Source organism: Sphingomonas sp. TX0543 (assembly GCF_048565505.1).
In the GTDB taxonomy this organism is placed as follows: Bacteria; Pseudomonadota; Alphaproteobacteria; order Sphingomonadales; family Sphingomonadaceae; genus Sphingomonas.
Genome location: NZ_JBLZUS010000002.1, coordinates 923301 through 939788, shown reverse-complemented (window position 1 = coordinate 939788; position 16488 = coordinate 923301). Strand labels below are relative to the sequence as shown.

General features: G+C 64.3%; 20 protein-coding genes. 6 read left to right on the top strand and 14 right to left on the bottom strand.

Annotation, left to right across the window (positions count from 1 at the left end):
- Positions 1–14 precede the first annotated feature (14 nt).
- Positions 15–752, bottom strand: a complete 738-nt coding sequence (locus ACM61V_RS05190; RefSeq protein ID WP_137787855.1) for an LssY C-terminal domain-containing protein — start codon at positions 750–752, stop codon at positions 15–17.
- A gap of 152 nt (positions 753–904) precedes the next feature.
- On the opposite strand from ACM61V_RS05190, the gene ACM61V_RS05185 reads away from it, so the two are divergent.
- From ACM61V_RS05185 to glnA, 3 genes are all read left to right on the top strand, one after another.
- Positions 905–3085 carry a PQQ-dependent dehydrogenase, methanol/ethanol family gene (locus ACM61V_RS05185; RefSeq protein WP_137787856.1) on the top strand — a complete coding sequence of 727 codons (2181 nt, stop codon included), beginning with the start codon at positions 905–907 and terminating at the stop codon, positions 3083–3085.
- A gap of 205 nt (positions 3086–3290) precedes the next feature.
- Positions 3291–3629 (top strand): P-II family nitrogen regulator, encoded by a 339-nt coding sequence (locus ACM61V_RS05180; protein WP_137787857.1) that lies wholly within the window; start codon positions 3291–3293, stop codon positions 3627–3629.
- Between the two features lie 75 nt (positions 3630–3704).
- Positions 3705–5117, top strand: coding sequence for a type I glutamate--ammonia ligase (gene glnA, locus ACM61V_RS05175; protein ID WP_137787858.1), 1413 nt, complete (start codon positions 3705–3707; stop codon positions 5115–5117).
- Between the two features lie 109 nt (positions 5118–5226).
- Here the strand turns inward: glnA and ACM61V_RS05170 are convergent, their stop codons facing one another.
- The 3 genes from ACM61V_RS05170 to ACM61V_RS05160 all read right to left on the bottom strand — a co-directional run bounded on the left by ACM61V_RS05170 (position 5227) and on the right by ACM61V_RS05160 (position 6930).
- On the bottom strand, positions 5227–5694 hold the full coding sequence (locus tag ACM61V_RS05170; protein ID WP_249341678.1) for a hypothetical protein: 468 nt from the start codon (positions 5692–5694) through the stop codon (positions 5227–5229).
- 62 nt (positions 5695–5756) lie between these two features.
- Positions 5757–6497 (bottom strand): TorF family putative porin, encoded by a 741-nt coding sequence (locus ACM61V_RS05165; RefSeq protein WP_137787859.1) that lies wholly within the window; start codon positions 6495–6497, stop codon positions 5757–5759.
- Position 6498: 1 nt separating this feature from the next.
- The gene (locus ACM61V_RS05160) at positions 6499–6930 is read right to left on the bottom strand and encodes a hypothetical protein (protein WP_249341679.1); all 432 of its coding nucleotides are present in this window, start codon (positions 6928–6930) and stop codon (positions 6499–6501) included.
- Positions 6931–7114: 184 nt separating this feature from the next.
- On the opposite strand from ACM61V_RS05160, the gene ACM61V_RS05155 reads away from it, so the two are divergent.
- Positions 7115–8428, top strand: coding sequence for a M20/M25/M40 family metallo-hydrolase (locus ACM61V_RS05155; RefSeq protein ID WP_137787860.1), 1314 nt, complete (start codon positions 7115–7117; stop codon positions 8426–8428).
- Here ACM61V_RS05155 and ACM61V_RS05150 read toward each other — a convergent pair.
- The gene (locus ACM61V_RS05150) at positions 8410–8562 is read right to left on the bottom strand and encodes a hypothetical protein (RefSeq protein ID WP_171007646.1); all 153 of its coding nucleotides are present in this window, start codon (positions 8560–8562) and stop codon (positions 8410–8412) included. The two genes, ACM61V_RS05155 and ACM61V_RS05150, sit on opposite strands and share 19 nt — an antisense overlap.
- A 97-nt stretch (positions 8563–8659) precedes the next feature.
- Between ACM61V_RS05150 and purS the strand changes: the two genes are divergently transcribed.
- On the top strand, positions 8660–8902 hold the full coding sequence (purS, locus tag ACM61V_RS05145) for a phosphoribosylformylglycinamidine synthase subunit PurS (RefSeq protein ID WP_419713862.1): 243 nt from the start codon (positions 8660–8662) through the stop codon (positions 8900–8902).
- Positions 8899–9564, top strand: a complete 666-nt coding sequence (gene purQ / locus ACM61V_RS05140; RefSeq protein WP_137787862.1) for a phosphoribosylformylglycinamidine synthase subunit PurQ — start codon at positions 8899–8901, stop codon at positions 9562–9564. Before purS ends, purQ begins: the two co-directional genes overlap by 4 nt.
- 45 nt (positions 9565–9609) lie before the next feature.
- Here purQ and nadA read toward each other — a convergent pair whose 3' ends face one another.
- From nadA to ACM61V_RS05095, 9 genes are all read right to left on the bottom strand, one after another.
- Entirely contained in the window at positions 9610–10608 is a 999-nt protein-coding gene (gene nadA / locus ACM61V_RS05135; RefSeq protein ID WP_137787863.1) for a quinolinate synthase NadA, read from the bottom strand.
- A gap of 111 nt (positions 10609–10719) precedes the next feature.
- Positions 10720–11337: a PEPxxWA-CTERM sorting domain-containing protein gene (locus ACM61V_RS05130; protein WP_419713861.1), complete on the bottom strand. Its 618-nt coding sequence runs from the start codon at positions 11335–11337 to the stop codon at positions 10720–10722.
- A gap of 367 nt (positions 11338–11704) precedes the next feature.
- Positions 11705–12403, bottom strand: coding sequence for a DUF4230 domain-containing protein (locus ACM61V_RS05125; RefSeq protein ID WP_137787865.1), 699 nt, complete (start codon positions 12401–12403; stop codon positions 11705–11707).
- Positions 12385–13242, bottom strand: coding sequence for an MBL fold metallo-hydrolase (locus ACM61V_RS05120; RefSeq protein ID WP_137787959.1), 858 nt, complete (start codon positions 13240–13242; stop codon positions 12385–12387). The genes ACM61V_RS05125 and ACM61V_RS05120 overlap by 19 nt, the downstream gene beginning before the upstream one ends.
- 111 nt (positions 13243–13353) lie before the next feature.
- A complete protein-coding gene (locus ACM61V_RS05115; protein ID WP_137787866.1) occupies positions 13354–14937 on the bottom strand; it encodes a M56 family metallopeptidase in 1584 nt (527 codons plus the stop codon).
- The gene (locus ACM61V_RS05110; RefSeq protein ID WP_419713860.1) at positions 14934–15302 is read right to left on the bottom strand and encodes a BlaI/MecI/CopY family transcriptional regulator; all 369 of its coding nucleotides are present in this window, start codon (positions 15300–15302) and stop codon (positions 14934–14936) included. Before ACM61V_RS05110 ends, ACM61V_RS05115 begins: the two co-directional genes overlap by 4 nt.
- A 274-nt stretch (positions 15303–15576) precedes the next feature.
- Complete coding sequence (gene grxD, locus ACM61V_RS05105) at positions 15577–15903, bottom strand: Grx4 family monothiol glutaredoxin (RefSeq protein WP_137787868.1); 327 nt, start codon at positions 15901–15903, stop codon at positions 15577–15579.
- 27 nt (positions 15904–15930) lie between these two features.
- Positions 15931–16164 carry a BolA family protein gene (locus ACM61V_RS05100; RefSeq protein WP_137787869.1) on the bottom strand — a complete coding sequence of 78 codons (234 nt, stop codon included), beginning with the start codon at positions 16162–16164 and terminating at the stop codon, positions 15931–15933.
- Positions 16164–16487: a DUF1476 domain-containing protein gene (locus ACM61V_RS05095; protein ID WP_137787870.1), complete on the bottom strand. Its 324-nt coding sequence runs from the start codon at positions 16485–16487 to the stop codon at positions 16164–16166. The genes ACM61V_RS05100 and ACM61V_RS05095 overlap by 1 nt, the downstream gene beginning before the upstream one ends.
- Position 16488 lies beyond the last annotated feature (1 nt).

Genomic DNA, 16488 nt, shown 5'->3' with positions numbered 1-16488 from the left:
CCCGGTGGCGGCGCTCAACATCCGCCCCCGCTCAATCGATAGACGTGGATCATCCCGTCGGTGAGGTATTTGTCCCCGCCGCCGTTGCGGTGCCAACCGGGGGTGATCCGCGACTGCCGGGCATCGGCAAGTTCGGCGCCGCTCGCGCGAAGCAGCGCGCCGGCAGCGTCACGCTCGTCGTCGACCTTCGGCCCGATATGATGCGTGATCTGTAGCGTGAACAGGCTCAAACCGACGCCGCGATCGAAGGTGGCGGCGGCCGCCCAATGATTCGGACCGATGCGCCAGAAGCGGATGTGGTGGCGCTTGTCCGCGCTCCTGCCTTCGTCGCGCTGGAAGGCAAAATCCTGCGTGCGATCCGCAAAATACAGCGGGCTGACGGGCGCCTCCGGATAGGGCCGGCCGAGCAGCACGCTGGCCGCGATGCCAAGGCCCGATCGCAGGTTTACCGGATCGGCAAGCGACCAGCCGCCGCGGCGGAACACGCATTCGATCGCGCGACGCTCGCCGTGTAACTCCAGGTTGATCGGGTCGCCAGGAATATCCTGTGCTGTATAGGAAACGATCTCCGCGCGCTTGCCGATCAGCTTGTGCTCATGATGGCTCCAGAGGCGCGGCAGACCGCCATAGGCAAGGGTGAACCACAACGCGGGCAGGCCAAGCAGCGCGATCGCCGCGATGGTCGCCCAGCTCCAGCCGTTGCGCCTGCGGCGACGTCGCAGGTCGGCGGCGGAGCGATCGGCCTCGTTCATGACGCTCAGGCTGCCGCGATATCCGCGCGCTGGCAATCGAATTGCGCGCAGGACGCTGCGATTAAGCGAATCGACTTACCCCCTTCCCTTTGCGTCAATCCTGCGCCACCATTGTCAGAACGACTCCACAACGGCGGAGCGGGGAGAGGGATATGCGGAAAGGTTTCGCGCTGACGGCGATCGTGGCGCTGCTGGCGTCGTGCACCAGCGGGGGCAACAACCAGCCGGCAAAAAGCGGCGCGTCCGGCGTGGGCAAGGTCGATGGCGCGCTGCTCACCACCGGCGGCGACGGCAGCGACTGGGCGATGACCGGCTTCAATTATGCCGAACAGCGCTTCTCCCCCCTTACCCAGATCAACGACGGCAATGTGGGGCAGCTCGGCGTCGCCTGGTTCGCGGACATGCCGGACGCGCGCGGGCAGGAAGCGACGCCGATCGTGATCGACGGCAAGCTTTTCGTGACCGGCCCGTGGTCCAAGGTGTTCGCCTTCGACGCGGCGACCGGGAAGGCGCTGTGGACATACGATCCGAAGATCGATCCGCAAAAAGGCGTGCAGGCGTGCTGCGATGTGGTGAATCGCGGCGTCGCGGCGTGGAAGGGCCGGCTCTATCTCGGCACGCTCGACGGGCGGCTGGTCGCGCTGGATGCGGCGACGGGCAAGGAGGACTGGTCCGTCCAGACCACCGACAAGGCCAGGCCCTATACGATCACCGGCGCGCCCCGCGTCGTAAAGGACATGGTGCTGATCGGCAACGGCGGCGCGGAGTTCGGCGTGCGCGGCTATGTCACCGCTTATGATGCCGCGAACGGCAGCAAGAAATGGCGTTTCTACACTGTCCCCAATCCGAACGGCGCGAAGGATGGTGAAGCCTCCGACGCGGCAATGGCGAAGGCTTCGCCCACCTGGTCCGCGAACGGGCAGTGGAAGCAATCCGGCGGCGGCGGGACGGTGTGGGATTCGATCGTTTATGACGCAGAGCTTGACCAGCTTTACCTCGGCGTCGGCAACGGATCGCCTTGGAACCACGGGCTGCGCTCGGAAGGACAGGGCGACAATCTGTTCCTGTCCTCGATCGTCGCGCTGAAGCCGGAAACGGGCGAATATCTCTGGCATTATCAGGAAACGCCCGCGGAAAGCTGGGATTTCACAGCGACACAGCCGATCAACCTCGCCACGCTTACGATTGACGGCAAGCCGCGCAAGGTTCTGATGCAGGCACCGAAGAACGGCTTCTTCTACGTCATCGACAGGACGGACGGAAAGCTCATCAATGCCGGCCAGTTCATTCCCGGCGTCAATTGGGCGACCGGCTATGACATGAAGACCGGGCGACCGATCGAGAACCCGGCATCGCGCTATTACAAAACAGGCAAGCCATTCCTCGCCGTGCCCTCGGCGATTGCGGCGCACAATTGGCAGCCGATGAGCTTCAACCCAAAGGCAGGGCTTGCATATATCCCGGCGCAGATCGTCGGCGCGGGTTATATGGCAGGCAACGCGCCGCTCGATCAGGCAAAGCCGATCGGCTTCAATGTCGGCGAGAATATGGGCGCGCTGATGTATCCGCGCGACGCCGCAGCGGTGAAGGGCGCGACGGCGGCGGCGACCGGCCTGCTCGTGGCCTGGGATCCGGTCGCGAACAAGCCGCGGTGGACGGTGAAATATCCGACGCCGTGGAATGGCGGCACGATGACCACCGCGGGCAATCTGGTATTCCAGGGCACGTCGCTGGGCGAATTCCGCGCTTATGCGGCCGATACGGGGAAACAGCTTCTCGCCTATCCGGTCGGCACCGGCGTGATGGCGGGGGCGGCGACCTATGTGGTCGGCGGCACGCAATATGTCGCGGTGCTCGCCGGCCGGGGCGGCGCACTGCCGCTGTCGCTCGGCTACGCTTATGGCAAGGGCGCGGAGGTGCCCAATCGTCCACGGCTGATCGTCTTCAAGCTGGGCGGCAAGACCGCACTCCCCACGACCACGCCGCCCGACAACAGCCCGGTGGCGCTGCCGGCCGCCACCGGCACGCCGGCGCAGGTTGCCCAAGGCCGCGATCTGTTCGGTCGCTTCTGCCAGGTGTGCCACGGCGCCTCGGCGGCGGGCGGCGGCGGCGTGTTGCCGAACCTGCAACGCTCGGGCGCGCTGGGCAATGCGGATGCGTGGAAATCGATCCTGATCGATGGTGCGCTCAAGGATCAGGGAATGGTCAGCTTCGCCAAGGTGCTGACACCCGAGCAGGCGCAACTGATCCGCCTGTATGTGATCGACGAAGCGCATTGGGCGCAGCAGAATCTGCGCGACGGCGGCGCGGTGCAGGCCAAGTCCGCCAGATAGTTCGAGGGCAGCGGCACGCGCTCATCCCTCGCGTGCGCCGCTGCCCTCGAAACCGGCACGGCTCGTCCGCGTGCCCGAAAAACGGGCAACGAATATCCCCGGTTTGAGACGAGTCGCCGCCTTGCCCTTCGCGCGCGCGACTGGCACGTTCGATGCAAAGCCGTTGGTATTCGGCATGGCTTCAAATGGGGACGGGCATCAACGCGTGAAGAAGATCGAAGCGATCATCAAGCCGTTCAAACTCGATGAGGTGAAGGAGGCGCTGCACGAAGTGGGCGTGTCCGGCATCACCGTAACCGAGGCGAAGGGCTTTGGCCGGCAGAAAGGCCATACCGAACTTTATCGTGGCGCCGAATATGTCGTCGACTTCCTACCGAAGGTTAAGCTGGAGGTAGTCGTCGAGGACGGGCTGGTCGATCGCGTGGTCGAAGCGGTCGCGCAGGCCGCACAGACCGGCCGGATCGGCGACGGCAAGATTTTCGTCATCCCGGTCGAGACCGCTCTGCGCATCCGCACCGGAGAGCGCGACGACGACGCGATCTGATCCGCGACCACAACTCAAACGAACCATCGCCGGCCTTCATGACCGGCGGCATCTCGAACACGAAGGGCATTAATCATGGCGACGACGGCCAGCGACGTTCTGAAGCGTATCAAGGACGAGGAGATCGAGTGGGTCGATCTTCGCTTCACCGATCCCAAGGGCAAATGGCAGCATCTCACGATGTGCGCCGGCGTGCTGGGCGAGGATGAACTGACCGACGGTTTGATGTTCGACGGATCGTCGATCGCCGGATGGAAGGCGATCAACGAGTCCGACATGACGCTGAAGCCTGATCTGGATGCGGTCTACACCGATCCGTTTTCGGCCACGCCGATGCTTATCCTGATCTGCGACATCGTCGAGCCGGCGACCGGCGAGCTCTACGCCCGCGATCCGCGCTCAACGGCGAAGCGCGCGGAAGCCTATCTCAAGACAACCGGAATCGGCGACACGGTGTACGTCGGCCCGGAAGCCGAATTCTTCATGTTCGACGACGTGCGCTTCGAAAACAGCTATTCCACCAGCTATTACAAGATCGACGACATCGAACTGCCCGGGAACAGCGGCCGCGAATATGAGGGCGGCAACCTGGGCCACCGTCCGCGCGCCAAGGGTGGCTATTTCCCCGTCGCCCCTGTGGACAGCGCTGTGGATATCCGTGGCGAGATGGTTTCGACCATGCTCGAAATGGGCCTGCCCTGCGACAAGCACCACCACGAGGTAGCGGCGGCACAGCATGAGCTGGGCCTTACTTTTGGCACGCTCACCACCACTGCGGACCGGATGCAGGTCTATAAATATGTCGTGCATCAGGTCGCCCATGCCTATGGTAAGTCGGCGACGTTCATGCCCAAGCCGATCAAGGAAGATAACGGCTCGGGCATGCACACCCACTTCTCGATCTGGGAAGGAAAGACCCCGCTGTTTGCCGGTAACGGTTATGCCGGGCTTTCCGATATGTGCCTGTATTTCATCGGCGGCATCATCAAGCACGCCAAGGCGGTGAACGCGTTCACCAACCCGTCCACCAACAGCTACAAGCGGCTTGTGCCGGGCTATGAAGCGCCCGTGCTGCTCGCTTATTCGAGCCGCAACCGCTCGGCCTCCTGCCGCATCCCTTATGGAGCCGGAGCAAAGGCAAAGCGCGTCGAAGTTCGTTTCCCGGATGCGCTCGCGAATCCGTATCTCGCCTATGCGGCGCTGATGATGGCTGGCCTCGACGGCATCCAGAACAAGATCCATCCGGGCGACGCGATGGACAAGAACCTGTACGATCTGCCACCGGCGGAGCTTTCGCAGGTACCGACCGTCTGCGCATCGCTGCGCGAGGCGCTCGAGTCGCTGACCGCCGACCATGACTTCCTGCTCAAGGGCGACGTTTTCTCGAAGGATCAGATCGAGGCCTATATCGAGCTGAAGTACGAAGAGGTCGCGCGCTGGGAGATGACGCCCAGCCCGGTAGAATATGATATGTATTATAGCGGATAAGCTTCGGTTGCGCCGGCTCGCTCAGCAGATTGCCGCTGTCGGCCGGCGCACCCATTCATGACGGTTAACGGCGCTGTGTCGCGGCGCCGTTGATATTCAAAGCGACACTTTACTGATAATCCGCCGGGTCGGGCGTAGGCGCGTTGCACGCCGCGTTGCTGCCGTGCTTGCAGGCATAAACCTGCCGTCGCCAATCGACCATCGCGTCAGCATAGGCGCGCTCCTGCCGCGCATAGCGCGCTTCGTCGCGCGCAATTTCCCGGTGATGCGCATGCATCGCCTGACGGTAGGCGGCCACATCCGCCGCGTACTGCGCTGAATCCGCCGCTTGCACGTCTGCCTGCGCCGCAGCCTGCGACGAGCTGTCAGCCAGCGCGGCGCGGTTTGCGGCGTTTACCGCAGGGCGCCCCGCGGCGTCGATCGCCTCGGTCCGCGGGCTGTCCTTGTCATAGCCGCGATCGTAAGGGAGCGGCGCGTGAGGCGCATCGGGGTCTTGCGCCTGCACGTTGGTCTGGGCAGCGGCGGGCGTGATCGCGGCTATAGCGGCGCCGACAAATATCATCGGGAAAACTCGCATCGAAAGCCTCCTTGGCATCGGAATGCGCGTTCAACCGATCGTGTTCGGACGAGGTTCCGTGGTCAGAAGGAGAAGCTGGCCCGCGCCGTCAGCCGATCGCCGCTGTTCCGCGCATCCGCATAGGGTGACGCCATCACGCGATCGATGCTGGTGCCCGAATAGTCCAGCCCAAGTGAAACCGGCCCGGTCACACGCCGGACACCGACCAGCCAGTCGCTATAATTGCCGCCGGGTCGCAGCCGCGCCGCCCGCAACGGATCATCGACGGCGCCGGAGGAACGGCCGATGCTGGCGGCGAAAGTATAGGGCGTCGCCGGAAGGCCAAGCTGGGCGCGGGCCGCGACATAAAGATTGTCGCCGCCGATCGCGCTCTGTGCCGGGGCGTAGCGCGCATCGGCACCGATCTGAGCCGGGCCGAGCTGATAAGTCAGGCCCAGCCCGCCCTCCAGGTAATCCATGCGCCCGCGTGCGCCGGTAAAGGCATGCGCGACGACGAACCCTTCCCCGCGAAACCCGAGCCCGAGATCGCCACCATATCCGATCGACGCATCGACCACCGCGTCCGCCCCGCCCGATCGAGGGCTGCCACGAAGGCCCGTGACACGCGCGCCGATGTCGAAACCCGACGGAAGCTGGAGCGACAGCGACGCGGCAGGGGCGGCCTTTCCCTCGCTCCAGCTGATTCCGCGTCGGCGCTCGTCGGTCGCAACCTCCACTGATCCGCCCAGAGAAACCTGCGCGGCGGCGGGCCAGGCGATCAGCACCAGCAAGGCGGCGGCGGCAAGTGTTTCGGCGTAACGCATCTCAACTCCGGGGGCGTGCACTGGCATCCAGCTCGGCCAGCAGAACCTCGCGATCACGCGCCGCGACGTCAATCACATGATCGCGCAACCTGTCGGCACGACGCGCCACCTCGTCCACGATCGCGCCGCGCTGACCTTCGCACCAGCCGGCACGGCTTCCGCTTAACGGCGCCTCGCTGGCGATGCTGCGGGAAAGCAGGTGGCCTGCGGGATGCCGCGCCTCCCGCTCCACCCGCACCATCGCCGACCAGTGGCACCGAAGAGTGCTCGCGCGGCCAGCACCGGCGACCGTACCAAGCTGACGATGCGCCACGTCCACCGCGCCGCGATAAACCGCCTCCACCGCACCTGCAGAATGATCGAGCGTCACGCGGTGCGCCTCGATGCCCTCCATCCCGCCGAGCAGCATGCCCGCCACCAGCAAAATCGTCATGCGTTCCTCCTGCGCCGCTTATGTACTGCCATCACCGAATGATCGGACGCGGGGAGCCGTTCAACGCCAGAGGTGCCCGGCAACAATTTCTAACACGCCGTTCACGCTGCCTCCACGTATCCCGCAGTCGACAAGGCCGTCCGCCGTCGTCAGGATCGCACGGACACTCAATGGAGTTCGCCATATGCTCATTCGCGTCGCCTTTGCCGGCTTAGCGCTGCTGCTCGCCACCGCCGCGAACAGCGCTCCAGAACAAACGATGCGGGCCACCGTCGGGGCCGAAACCGCCCGCAACGAGGCGCTGCTGGAGCGGCTGGTGAAGCAGAATTCCGGCACGCTCAACCTGGCTGGCGTGGCCACGGTGGGCGCGATGATGCGCGCGGAACTCACCCCGCTCGGCTTCGACGTAAAGTGGATCGACATGCGCGCCACCGGCCGCGCCGGGCATATTGTCGCGACACACATCGGCAACGGACGCGGCAAGCGCATCCTGCTTATCGGACACCTCGACACGGTGTTCGAGCCGTCCAGCCCGTTTATCGGCTTCAGGCGCGAGGGCGGTCGTGCGATCGGCCCTGGCGTGGGTGACGACAAGGGCGGGCTGGTGGTTATCGTTGCTGCGCTGCGCGCGATGCAGGCGGCCGGAACTTTGCGCGACGCCGATATCAAGGTGGTGCTGACCGGAGACGAGGAACGATCCGGCACACCGCAGGATGCCGCGCGGAGCGATCTGATAGCCGCGGGAAAATGGGCCGATGTGGCGCTCGAATATGAGAATGTGGCGACAGAGGACGGCGCGGACTACGCTACCATCGCGCGGCGCGGATCACTCACTTGGGACATCGTGGCCAAGGGCCGCACCGGCCATTCGAGCGCGGTGTTCGGGGCTGAGCTGGGATATGGCGCGATTTACGAACTCGCGCGCATCCTTGACACGTTCCGTCGCGAACTTCCCGAGCAGAACCTCACCTACAACGTAGGGGTGATGGCCGGCGGCACGCCCGCCGCGTTCGACACTGCAGGTTTTATCGCGACCGGCACCGGCAAGCCCAATATCGTCGCGTCCGACGCCGTCGCGCGCGGCGATCTGCGCGCGCTGACACCTGAGCAGGAAGCGCGGATACGCGGGCGGATGGAGGATATTGTCGCTCACCATCTGTCCGGAACGACGGCGACGATCGCTTTTTCTGAAGGGTATCCAACGATGCCGCCAACCATCGCCAATCGTGCGCTTCTGGCCGAGCTGAATCGCGTCAACCGCGATCTCGCGCTGCCCGAGATGCCGGAATATGATCCGGCAAAGCGTGGCGCCGCGGATTCAAGCTTCGTCGCGGCGGATGCGGTGACGATGGGTGGCATGGGCGCATCGACGGGGAACGCCCATGCCGATGGCGAATGGGTCGATCTCGCCAGCCTGCCGCGGCAGGCGCTGCGCAGCGCGGTGCTGATCAGCCGACTAGCCGCGCAGCCGCGTGGCGATCAGCCCTTGAAGCGATAGCCTACGATTACCCCGAGAACGAACGCCGCGAGCAGCGCGGTGCTGACGCGTCCGCCCGGGTCTTCCCATCCGAAATATTCACCGCCAAAAGCGAACAGGGCAATGAACAGAGCCGTTGCGATACCTGAGATCATACATCGATCCTCACCCCCGCAACTCTGATGATCGCAGATCAACGTCAACATCGCGTTAAGGTTGCGGGCCGGCGCGCGAAACGGCATAGGCGCGCGCATGAAGCTGCGCATCCATGTAACACTCAAGCCCGGCGTGCTCGACCCGCAGGGCAAGGCGATCGAACACGCCCTTGCCGGGCTCGGTTTTTCCGGGATCAACGACGCACGCGTCGGCAAGCTGATCGAACTGGACGTCGTCGATTCCACGGATGATGCCGCGATCGATTCGATGTGCCGCCAGTTGCTGGCCAACACCGTGATCGAGAATTATCGCATCGAGCGTCTGGAGCCGGCGAAGTGAAAACCGCGGTCATCGTCTTTCCGGGATCGAACTGCGACCGTGACATCGCGGTGGCACTGGAAGCGGTGACCGGGCGCAAGCCGGCCATGGTGTGGCATGGAGAGAGCGAACTGCCGGACGATGCACGCCTCGTCGCGCTGCCGGGGGGCTTCTCTTACGGCGATTACCTTCGCTCCGGCGCGATGGCGGCGCGCTCACCGATCATGCGCGCGGTTTCCGATGCGGCGGCGAAGGGGATGCCGGTACTGGGGATCTGCAACGGCTTCCAGGTATTGACCGAAGCGGGGCTGCTGCCCGGGGCGCTGATGCGCAACGCCGGCCTGAATTTCGTGTGTCGCGATGTCGCGTTGACGGTGGAGAACGCACAGTCGGCCTTCACGAGCCGTTATGCCGCCGGTGAGCGCATCAAAATTCCGGTCGCGCATCACGACGGCAATTACTTCGCGGATGCGGCGACGCTGGACCGGCTGGAAGGCGAAGGCCGCGTCGCTTTTCGATATGCCGAGGACGTCAATGGCAGCGCGCGCGCAATCGCGGGCGTACTCAACGACGCTGGCAACGTGCTGGGCATGATGCCGCACCCAGAGCGTCGGATCGAGCCCGCACACGGCGGCATCGAAGGACGGCGCCTGTTCGAGGGACTGATCGAGCTCGTTGCCTGAACGCGGTTCGCGCCGGCTGGCGCGGGATTCGCAACCGCCAGTTGCTCAGTCGCCCTTCACTTGCGCTGGGCCAAGATCGCCCTGCCCCACCGTCGCGCTTGCCATTGCCAGCATCGCGTCAAGGCTCTTTTTCGCACTCAGCCGCAGTTCTTCGTCCAGCTCGATACGCGGCTCCAGATCGCGCAGCGCGACATAAAGCTTCTCCATCGTGTTGAGCGCCATATACGGGCAGATGTTGCAATTGCAGTTTCCGTCCGCGCCAGGCGCGCCGATAAAGGCTTTGCCCGGCAGCGCCTTTTCCATCTGGTGGATGATGTGCGGCTCGGTCGCGACGATCAGCGTGTCGCCGGGAAACGACTTGGCATATTCGAGGATACCGCTGGTCGAGCCGACATAATCCGCATGATCTAGGATCACCGCCGGGCATTCGGGATGCGCGGCGACGGGCGCGCCGGGATGCTGCGCCTTCAGCTTCAGCAATTCCGTTTCGCTGAACGCCTCGTGCACGATGCACACGCCCGGCCACAGGATCAGCTCGCGGCCGGTCTTGCGCGCCAGATAGCCACCGAGATTGCGATCGGGGCCGAAGATGATCGGCTGGCCCTTCGGAATCTGCGACAGGATCCTTTCCGCCGAGGACGAGGTGACGATCACGTCGGACAGCGCCTTCACCGCGGCCGAGCAGTTGATATAGGTCAGCGCGATCGCATCCGGATGCTGCGCACGGAAGGCCGCGAACTCTTCCGGCTGGCAGCTGTCTTCCAGGCTGCACCCGGCATCCATGTCGGGCAGCACGACGATCTTGTCAGGCGACAGGATCTTCGCCGTCTCGGCCATGAACCGGACGCCGCAGAAGGCGATTACATCGGCGTCAGTCGCCTGCGCCTTGCGGCTCAGATCCAGGCTGTCGCCTACGAAATCGGCCAGATCCTGAATTTCCGGCTTCTGATAATAATGCGCCAGGATGACGGCGTTGCGCTCCTTGCGGAGGCGATCGATCTCGGCGCGCAGATCCAGGCCGCGCAGATTGGTGGGCTGCTCCATCCCGCCCAGATGGACCGGGCGGCCCGCGCAATCAAGGGAATGCGCGCGGGAGCACCTAGGTAAACGCCGCCGCTACAAACCACCGCCGGCGCGAAGACGGCGGCGCTCCGATCAAACGGCAGCGACGCGACGACCCCGAACGCGCAGCGCGCCGGCCACGAGGCCGAAGCCGGCGATCATCATCCCCCAGGTCGCCGGCTCCGGTACTCCGGCCGGAACAGTTCCCAGAAAGATGTTCGCCAGGTCACCGGTGACCGTGCCGCTATGAATATCATAGGGCGACTCTGAATAGCCGTTCGGATCCAGCCCTTCCCATCCGATGAAGCCGCCGGTCGCGTTTGTCTGCGGGCTGAATACCGAATAGACTGACTGCCCGTCATACTGGCCGCCGGAAACGGTCGCGGTGAACGTGACGCTAAAGTTGCCCGTGTGAGCATACCAATAGGGCCCGCCGCCCGCAACGCACCCTGCAGGCTGGCCGCAATCGTTTGTCGGGATCGCGTAAGCCGTTCCGCCAAACTCGTCGTCATAATCATACGCTGTCAAACTGAACGGCGTGGTTCCGCCAGGGACACCGGGCAGCGAACCCCACGCAAAGTTTGTCGTGCCGCTGCCTAGCGAACCAAGCGAAACGGTCGCAGTACGCCCATTATTCAGCCCCTGATAGCCATTCAACACTATCTGGGCGTTATTCAAAGTGCCGCCAGTAGTATTGTTGAAGAACAGCACCGGCGTATCGTAATTTCCCAGACAGTCGTAACAGCCGCCAATTGTCGCCACCTGGGTCTGCCCTGCGACAGCAGGCGACGCCGCCCCCGCCGAAACGGCTGTGACGGTGAGGATAAGTGATGCTGCGGCAATATTTAACTTTGGCATAACAGAACCCCTTCGAAAAAGCTCATGCTATGCGACCCTGCACCCCTCGAGCCGGTAAAACGACTCGGGCGTTAGCTTCGATACTAATATAAAATGCGATGAAAACAATATCGCTTGGCAAGGCATCGTTATATTATGATTTATACAGCCGAAAATAAGAAAGTGCTTTTGATCGCGGTAAAACTTGAAACGATCAATTCATTTTTGTCTAATCTGTGAATTAGGATCGGTTACCTAGCACATCGTCCAGACTGCGACTGATATCCCAGTGTTCATCGGTCCGCCGCGGATCATCGGCGAAGCGCACATTTACGGTCGCGTCGATGCCCGCCGCCTTGAGCGGCATCGCGAAGCTGCGCTCGACCGCGCGGCGCGTGGCATCCTTCGCCATGTTCATCATCGGCGCCGTGCGCGCTTGCTTCAGCAATTCCGCTTGCCCGGCGCTGCGGTTAGCGGAATCGAGCGTTTCGCGGGCATCGGTCAGCGTCATCAAGACGCCGCCTGAGCCATAGCTGCGGATCGCATTGAGATCTATCGCGGGCGGCGTCACATCCACCGCTGGCAAACGAACCGAGAGTGTTTTCGTCGTATCGTCCCACGCCACGTCGCGCTGCGACAGGCGGCCGAGATCAACCTCGTAACGCACCATTCCCGGCATGATCGTGGTGCGCTCCGCGCTCAGGCCAAACTGCGACTGCTTCGAGGTGACCACTGCGACGAAACGCGCAGCGAAGGCGGACAGGCGATTTTGCTCGCGCAGGCCGGAAAGGCTGGCATTAGCAATCGTCGTCGGATCAGGCGCGAGCCGCGCGGCGACGTAGCGTTGCGCCAGCCACAAGCCGCCCCCCGCGAGCAGCAGCAATATCGCCAATGCCGCGAGGAAATCGACGATGAACGGCCTTACGCGCGTCTTTTCCACGAATCCGCTTCCGACTGAACCAGCCTGCGCTGTTCAAGATCGATGAGATGCGCCAGCACCGACCGCTCTGCCGCACCGAACAACTGCCGATCGATCCCGGCATACATCTGCTCCACCATCGCGGGTACCGTGCCGACGCCCTTGTCGAGCAGCCGCAGTATCTGACCCTCCCGCTGCTTGCGGTGCCCGAGCAACCCGCGCACCAGCCGTTGTGGTCGCTCTATCGCTTCCCCATGGGCGGGATAATAAATGCGATCATCGCGACTGGCGAGTTTCTCCAGGCTCGACATGTACGCGCTCATGTTGCCATCGGGCGGCGAAACGACGCTGGTGGACCAGCCCATCACATGGTCGCCGGAGAAAAGCGCCTTCGTCTCCGGCAGCGCGAAGGCGAGGTGATTGGACGTATGGCCTGGCGTGGCGATCGCCTCCAGCGTCCAGCCCGCGCCCGCCACGCGATCGCCTTCGTCCAGGACCTGATCGGGCGCATAATCGACATCGAACGCCGCATCGGCGCGCGGCCCATCGTCCGATAGATGAAACGGAGCCGCGCCGACGATCGGCGCGCCCGTTTCCGCCTTCAGACGGATCGCGCCGGGGGAATGATCGCGGTGATGGTGTGTGATGACGATCGCCGTCACTGGGCGGCCCGCGATCGTTGCGAGCAGCGCGGCATGATGCGCCTCATCCGCCGGCCCCGGATCGATCACCGCAAGATCGCGCGTTCCGACGATATGGGTTTGCGTGCCGGTGAACGTATAGGGCGACGGATTAGGCGCCAGCACCCGCGTAACCAGCGGTTCGAGCGCGATCGCGATGCCGGTCGGTGGCTCGTCCATTGCCCGGAGATGGCGGCTGGAGAGATCGAAGGCAAGGGAAAGCGACGATAAATGGCCGGCCCCGCCACTGTCTTGGCGGTGACCGGCCACCGGCTTCCTCCCCGGAACCGATCATTGCTCGTCGGTGTCGTCCCGTGCCATCTCGGCAATGCTGCGATCCAGCTCGGCCAGCGTTTCGCGGCGCGCTTCCTCCGGCATGCTGCGATTGGCCGCGATCGAGGCGCGGGTGGCGCGGATGCCGGCGATCGCGCTGGCCATTGCCCGGCGCCTGATCGCCGTCGCGTCCACCGAAGCCAGCTCGGCGCGGCGTGCGCCATCCTCACCGGCGCGGGCGATGCGATCGGTGCATATCACGATCGCCCTGCGACCATTCTCGCTTGTGTTGAGCGTCATTCGCCCTTCGCCGCCACACGCTTTCGACAGGACCGTCGGGGCCGCCGCCATCGCGCGCGCCACCCTCCGATCGATTTCCGCGGACGATGGCGGCGCTGGCGGAACGGGCGGCCTCACCGCATCGCCCAAAGGCGGTACGGGAGGTTGCGGCGGAACGGGCAGGGCGTTGGCGGCGACATAGGCGTCGGCCTCGGCACCCTCACGGACTTGCGCCGCACCATCGCGCTGGACAACGGCGCGGTGCCTATCCTCGCCCGCCCCGGGCGCGACTGGCGCTTCGGGCACGGGTGGGACGAGTGGCGCACGAAGCAGCGCGACGGGCTCCAGCGCATCAATATCCACGCCGGTGGCGCGCTCCATCCCAGCGCGCACCTTCGCGGCAGCTGCGGTGCCGGAGGCGGTGAGGCCGAGTGCCGATATGCCGAGTGCAGCGATCGCGGCGGTGCCTGCGAAAATGCGCGTGCGGGTGGCGGGCGTCGAAAGCATGCGCAATCTCCCCTTCAGATCATTTACTGTATGCAGGTGACACGCGGCGGCGATCGCTCCGCCATGCGCCGCCTTGACGATAGCGCAGGCGTAAGCGTGCCGTTCCGCGGCGCTCCGCCCGGCAAGGACGCGCGCGTCGTTCGCCATCTCCTGATCGGCGCGATAGGCACGGAACGCGAACCAGGCGATCGGATTGAACCAGTGCAGCGCCAGCACCGCGAGCGCGATCCAGTTCGCGATCAGATCGCCGCGCGCATGGTGACCCAGCTCATGCTCCAGCGCCAGTGCCTGTTCGGCCTCATCATAGCGGCCGACGAAATCCCGCGGGAACGCGACAAAGCGCCGCGCGATGCCGAAGGCTAGCGGCCCGGAGGCGGCCGGGCTGGCGACAATCGTCACTCCGCCGATGCGGTCGAGCGGCGTCGCGGCGGCGAGCAGCCGGCGACGGAAACGGTCATAAGCGATCAGCTGCCAACCGATGAAACAGAGCGCGCCGATGCTCCACAGGATCACCAGCGCGCTGGCCGACAGCGCGATCAGGTCCGGCCCGGCGGGGACGGCATCGGGCACCGCGGCTGGCAGGATCATCCATGTAACCTGCTGCCCCACCTGCCGGAGCGGTGCCGCCATCGGAGCGGCCAAACCGTCCCGCAACGTCGTTGGCAGTGGGGGAAGCGTCAGCCGCAGCACGGGCAGCAACCACAAGGCATAAGCGACCGGCGCGCCGAACGCGCGGCGAACGGGAACGCGGATCGCCAGCACCAGCGCGATCAGTATCGCCGAAGCAAGCAGCGCCTCCACCGCCCAGCCGATCATTGTTTCAGCGCCTTCAGCAGCGCCTCGATTTCGGCAATGTCCTGCGCGGAAAGTTCATCGCGCTCAGCAAGATGGGCGACGAGCGGCGTCAGCTTGCCGCCGAACAGTCGATCGATAAGCCGTCGCGACTCGCCAGAGACGTAATCGTTGCGCTCGACTGCGGGGCGATACAGATACCGCCGCCCATCCTCTTCATGCGCGATCGCGCTCTTCGCGAGCAGCCGGCCGAGCAGGGTCTTGACGGTGTTCACGCTCCAGCCGCGCTCGGGGCCTACGCGTTCCGCAACTTCCTGCGCGGTGAGCGGGGAATCATCCCACAGCACTTCCATCACCGCATGCTCGGCATCACTGATACGTTCGGCCACGATTCGCGCCTCCTATCGATTACGGATGTAATTACATCGATTACACCTGTGGTCAATAGGCTGCGGGAAACAGCCCGCCGGCGCCGCGTCTGTCGGGGAAATTTACATTCGGCAACGAAGCCGAATTCGCGTTAACCTTCGTATCTGGCGTGGCTCCGTCCGTTGGCCGGATTGGCACGCGGGGTGCAGGGTATGTTGTGTACCGAGCGTGGAAACGCTTCAGCAGGGCGGGTGCGTCGCTTCTTCGATCTCGCGATGCCCCGCCCTCACCCGGTCAACCGACCTTCGCGGTGCCCGCGAACAGTTCTGCCAGTTCGCCCGATTCGTACATCTCCATCATGATGTCCGACCCCCCGACGAACTCGCCGCCAGCATAAAGCTGCGGAATAGTCGGCCAGTCCGAATACGCCTTGATACCTTGCCTGATGCCCTGATCCTGCAGCACATCGACGCTTTCGAACTCGACATTGAGATGCTGGAGAATCGCCACCGCGCGGCTGGAGAAGCCGCATTGCGGGAATAGCGGGCTGCCCTTCATGAACAGCACCACATCATTATTCTTCACGACCGCATCGATGCGGGCCTGTACGTCGTCGGTCATCGCCGGTTCCTCAACTATCGCTGGTCGCTATTTCGGGACTGCGGTGGTCAGCTGCAAGGCATGAAGCGCGCCCCCCATGCGACCGCCGAGCGCGGCGTACACCGCCTGATGTTGCTTCACGCGCGTCATGCCGGCGAAAGTACCGCTCACGACGCGCGCCGCATAGTGATCGCCATCGCCGGCAAGGTCGGTGATTTCCACCTCCGCGTCGGGAATGCCCTCCCGGATCAACGCGGCGATGTCGTCGGCCGCCATCGGCATTATTGGATTTCCATCAACTGGCGGCGCGCCTCGACGGTTTGTTCCTCCACGGCGCGACGGACGGCGGCCTCGTCGACATCCACGCCCGCCGCGGTGAGATCGCCGAGCAGCTTGCGCACCACATCGTCGTCGCCGGCCTCTTCCAGATCGGCATGGATCACTGTCTTGCCGTAGGAATCCGCCTCGGCCGGTGTCAGCTTCATCAGTTCGGCTGCCCATTGCCCAAGCAAACGGTTGCGGCGCGCGACGATGCGGAACGCCAGTTCCTCGTCACGCGCGAACTTTGTCTCAAAGGCACGTTCGCGATCGTCGAAGGTTGTCATG

Excerpts from the sequence above, each read along its gene's own strand:
- ACM61V_RS05190 (WP_137787855.1), bottom strand. The coding sequence starts at position 752 with ATGAACGAGGCCGATCGCTCCGCCGCCGACCTGCGACGTCGCCGCAGG.
- ACM61V_RS05185 (WP_137787856.1), top strand. The coding sequence starts at position 905 with ATGCGGAAAGGTTTCGCGCTGACGGCGATCGTGGCGCTGCTGGCGTCG.
- glnA (WP_137787858.1), top strand. The coding sequence starts at position 3,705 with ATGGCGACGACGGCCAGCGACGTTCTGAAGCGTATCAAGGACGAGGAG.
- ACM61V_RS05170 (WP_249341678.1), bottom strand. The coding sequence starts at position 5,694 with ATGCGAGTTTTCCCGATGATATTTGTCGGCGCCGCTATAGCCGCGATC.
- ACM61V_RS05165 (WP_137787859.1), bottom strand. The coding sequence starts at position 6,497 with ATGCGTTACGCCGAAACACTTGCCGCCGCCGCCTTGCTGGTGCTGATC.
- ACM61V_RS05160 (WP_249341679.1), bottom strand. The coding sequence starts at position 6,930 with ATGACGATTTTGCTGGTGGCGGGCATGCTGCTCGGCGGGATGGAGGGC.
- ACM61V_RS05155 (WP_137787860.1), top strand. The coding sequence starts at position 7,115 with ATGCTCATTCGCGTCGCCTTTGCCGGCTTAGCGCTGCTGCTCGCCACC.
- ACM61V_RS05150 (WP_171007646.1), bottom strand. The coding sequence starts at position 8,562 with ATGATCTCAGGTATCGCAACGGCTCTGTTCATTGCCCTGTTCGCTTTT.
- purS (WP_419713862.1), top strand. The coding sequence starts at position 8,660 with ATGAAGCTGCGCATCCATGTAACACTCAAGCCCGGCGTGCTCGACCCG.
- nadA (WP_137787863.1), bottom strand. The coding sequence starts at position 10,608 with ATGGAGCAGCCCACCAATCTGCGCGGCCTGGATCTGCGCGCCGAGATC.
- ACM61V_RS05120 (WP_137787959.1), bottom strand. The coding sequence starts at position 13,242 with ATGGACGAGCCACCGACCGGCATCGCGATCGCGCTCGAACCGCTGGTT.
- ACM61V_RS05115 (WP_137787866.1), bottom strand. The coding sequence starts at position 14,937 with ATGATCGGCTGGGCGGTGGAGGCGCTGCTTGCTTCGGCGATACTGATC.
- grxD (WP_137787868.1), bottom strand. The coding sequence starts at position 15,903 with ATGACCGACGACGTACAGGCCCGCATCGATGCGGTCGTGAAGAATAAT.
- ACM61V_RS05100 (WP_137787869.1), bottom strand. The coding sequence starts at position 16,164 with ATGCCGATGGCGGCCGACGACATCGCCGCGTTGATCCGGGAGGGCATT.
- ACM61V_RS05095 (WP_137787870.1), bottom strand. The coding sequence starts at position 16,487 with ATGACAACCTTCGACGATCGCGAACGTGCCTTTGAGACAAAGTTCGCG.